This window comes from Nostoc sp. (assembly GCF_041747015.1).
Taxonomy (GTDB): domain Bacteria; phylum Cyanobacteriota; class Cyanobacteriia; order Cyanobacteriales; family Nostocaceae; genus Nostoc.
The window spans coordinates 1-3,039 of the sequence record NZ_JBGTFY010000225.1 but is presented as its reverse complement, the minus strand read 5'-3'; the positions used below and the strand labels follow the sequence as shown (position 1 = coordinate 3,039).

The following is a 3,039-nucleotide window of genomic DNA, read 5'->3' as shown; positions in this document are numbered from 1 at the left end:
TAGTTTTGGGGTTCACCCAAAGCACAAATAAGTTCAAAATTACTACACTGAGCCAAGGGGTGGGATTGACATTTTCGTCTTTATATGGTCAAAAACATAAAAAGCTATTGGAACCATGTTTTTTCAATTATTTACGAAAATCGTTCGATTTTGAATGAAAAATTGATATCTAGATAGAGCTTTAAGCTTTTTATCTGTATCAAGAGCTACAAAATTAGATGCGCTTACCCTGTCTGGATATATCTATCCCTAAGCTTTTTATTAATTACAGAACTCATGTAGAACATGAAGAATGAAGGATCTTTGAATATTAAAAACCGCAATTTTATATCTAAACAAGATTGATTAGTTTCTCCTCAATAATGAGACATAAAATAAAAACCTCTGCTAATCATTATTAGCAAAGGTTTCTTAACTTAGATTGGCAGAAGACTAATGAAAATTTTTCAGTAACATATACAATTTTTCACTAGGCTATGCCAAAAACAATTAGGAGTTAGATTCTTTTTGAGACTTGTTGGAAATTTTATCAACTAGCTTATTCCAAAAATTTCCTTCAGAGCTTTTTTCATTAACATCTTTATACACGTAAGTTTTTGCACTACCGTCCGAAATAACATCAACTAATTTTCTTTCATGCTTAGTAATGTCTGGAAATAATTTAGACATTATTCTTAATTCTCCAAATCCATTTAACTGCTTTACTTCTACCTATTATCCAATCTAATGCGTCACTATGCAATTTATAATCTTCCATTTTACTTAAATCTAATAAATTGACAAAATTTTTACTATTGAGCCAAGTCCAATCTTTAGGTATAAAGCTACTGTTGCTGTTAAAAAAAGAAGTTGTATCACCCAATCCAGTTACTACTAAACAGAAAAGTGTAATAATAAAAATAGCAGCTTGAGAAAGCTTAAATTTGCTAAGTAAATAGTCAACTTCATATTTCAAGTTTTTCTTTAAATACTGCAAATTTAGCTTTGACATAAGTTCAAACTTTTACATTAAAAGGCTGCTCATAAATTCTATCAATTTCAAAAACTAAAATAGTATGCTTATTTTCCCAAATCAACTTCCTAATAATAACATCTGCATAGGCAACCCAGTCATTATTAACTAGAGGAATAGGGACATCTACTGGAATAATTCTATAATCTTCTTTGATAGCTTGATACTGCTCTCCTATTTTTAGTTTTTCAGGATAGCCTTGAGATTGCTTAAGTTTTAAGATACTGTTGATTTCACAGGGCATTCCCATAATCATCCTTAGCCATCTTCATGGCTTACATACTTAAATATTTTTTGTTAAACATAGTTTAATACGATACCACTAATCAGCTTTAATAAGCTACCAAATTATTCAAAATCCTGGCAACTGTGGTTGTACTATTTTTATGAATAAAAGTCAGGTTTTGGCAATCTATCATTTAATGCCCAGTTACCGATGTCTTTGACTTTATAATCCACTGGGTCATGGAGAGTAAAAGTACGGAGATTGCGCCAGTAGCGGTCAAAGCCATATTTCGCACTTGTAGCGCGTGCGCCCATAACTTCAAAGATGCGGTTGGTGACATCTAAACCGACTCTAGTCGCTGCAACTTTGGCAGTAGTGATCGCTAGCGCACATTCCCCCCGTTGCTCGGCGCTGAGTGACCATTCTTTTTCCCAAGCCGCTTGTAGTAATTCTCCCGCTTGGTCAGTCAAGCTCTTAGCTGCTTGGAGGTCAACCCACATATTACCATAGTGTTGAATAATATACGGGTCTTGGGTGGCATCTTCTACACCTGATGTCAGCCAGGGTTTTGTACTGGTTTTAGTATAAATTTTAGCAGCCTCAAAAGCGCCTTGGGCAATTCCCAGGTAGATATTAGCAAGATTCAATTGAGTTAAACAGGCGCGGATAGTATCGAAAGGTTGACTTGATTTGTCTCTAATACCTAAAATTTCATGACTGTATACTAATACATTCTCAAAAGTAACACTACCACTGTCTGTTTGGCGTTGCCCCATATTATTCCAATCATCATGAACAGTAACGCCTTCTCTTTGGGTAGGAATTGCCAGAATGTTTAATCCACCAGTTGTTTGATTAGTGGCAGTGATCGGTAATATATCTGAGTCTTGAGAGCCTGAACAAAAACTTTTGATGCCATTGAGACGGAAATGATTATTTTCTGGTGTGAGAGTTGTTCTTTTATCCAGGGGATTGAGGGCATTGCACCAAAACCAATTATTATGGATGGTTTCTAAATAATATCGCTGTTTCTGTTCTACTGAACCAAAAATATGAGGAACAACCACACCTAAATGGTGGTAGGAGAAGATATGAGCAATGGAACTGTCAACTTTGGCAAACTCGCGGGTAACTTTGAGAGTAACGATCCAATTTTGCCCTAAACCACCGTATTCTTTGGGTATGATTAGTTTGAGTAAGTTGCTTTGGCGCAAGCGATCGCGTTCTTGTTTAGGTGTTCCGCCTTTCGTATCGCGGGCGATCGCAGTTTGGGCAAATTCCTCAGCTAAAGATTTAGCCAGAACAATGTAATCTTCAGATTCTCTGGTTTCAACTAATTGCATTTGTTGTCGCTTCTCTCACTTACAAAATGGCTGTGATTTTTGGCTTAATCAATTAATTGTTAAGAACAGGCTTCCAATATTTGTCCTTCTAGCTCATAGGTTTTGATGACGTTTGTCATTGTTATTTCTTCTGCTAACCTTCGTGCGGGACAATTCTAAAATTTGGGTTATAAAGATAAATCTACGGTAAATTTATCGACATATAGAATATACTCATATTTGCACAATCTATTTAATAAAGCAAGTTCCAATTAAATTAATTTTACAAAGTTATGTAATTTGATCAATAACTTTGCCCAAAGACTTGTTTTTAAAGACTATATAGGGCTTGCTGAATAAGTCTCCAGAGCGAATCTAGAAGCCACACAGCTTACAAAATAGTAGTTTCGTCGCTTAGTTTCCCAATTTGCCCGGCGCTCGCCGACGAAAGTGCAAGGTTTTTGAACCTCTGGATGCTA

4 protein-coding genes are annotated in these 3,039 nt (G+C 35.6%); all 4 read right to left on the bottom strand.

Annotation, left to right across the window (positions count from 1 at the left end):
* Positions 1 to 489 precede the first annotated feature (489 nt).
* The 4 genes from ACEW80_RS18030 to ACEW80_RS18015 all read right to left on the bottom strand — a co-directional run bounded on the left by ACEW80_RS18030 (position 490) and on the right by ACEW80_RS18015 (position 2,581).
* On the bottom strand, positions 490 to 669 hold the full coding sequence (locus ACEW80_RS18030; RefSeq protein ID WP_373527912.1) for a hypothetical protein: 180 nt from the start codon (positions 667 to 669) through the stop codon (positions 490 to 492).
* Positions 662 to 991 (bottom strand): hypothetical protein, encoded by a 330-nt coding sequence (locus ACEW80_RS18025; protein ID WP_373527911.1) that lies wholly within the window; start codon positions 989 to 991, stop codon positions 662 to 664. Before ACEW80_RS18025 ends, ACEW80_RS18030 begins: the two co-directional genes overlap by 8 nt.
* Positions 992 to 995: 4 nt before the next feature.
* Complete coding sequence (locus tag ACEW80_RS18020; protein ID WP_373527910.1) at positions 996 to 1,268, bottom strand: DUF2584 family protein; 273 nt, start codon at positions 1,266 to 1,268, stop codon at positions 996 to 998.
* Between the two features lie 128 nt (positions 1,269 to 1,396).
* Positions 1,397 to 2,581: an acyl-CoA dehydrogenase family protein gene (locus ACEW80_RS18015; RefSeq protein WP_373527909.1), complete on the bottom strand. Its 1,185-nt coding sequence runs from the start codon at positions 2,579 to 2,581 to the stop codon at positions 1,397 to 1,399.
* Positions 2,582 to 3,039 lie beyond the last annotated feature (458 nt).

What these genes read in the sequence shown, in the direction of transcription:
- ACEW80_RS18030 (WP_373527912.1), bottom strand. Translation starts at nt 669, where the DNA reads ATGTCTAAATTATTTCCAGACATTACTAAGCATGAAAGAAAATTAGTT.
- ACEW80_RS18025 (WP_373527911.1), bottom strand. Translation starts at nt 991, where the DNA reads ATGTCAAAGCTAAATTTGCAGTATTTAAAGAAAAACTTGAAATATGAA.
- ACEW80_RS18020 (WP_373527910.1), bottom strand. Translation starts at nt 1,268, where the DNA reads ATGATTATGGGAATGCCCTGTGAAATCAACAGTATCTTAAAACTTAAG.
- ACEW80_RS18015 (WP_373527909.1), bottom strand. Translation starts at nt 2,581, where the DNA reads ATGCAATTAGTTGAAACCAGAGAATCTGAAGATTACATTGTTCTGGCT.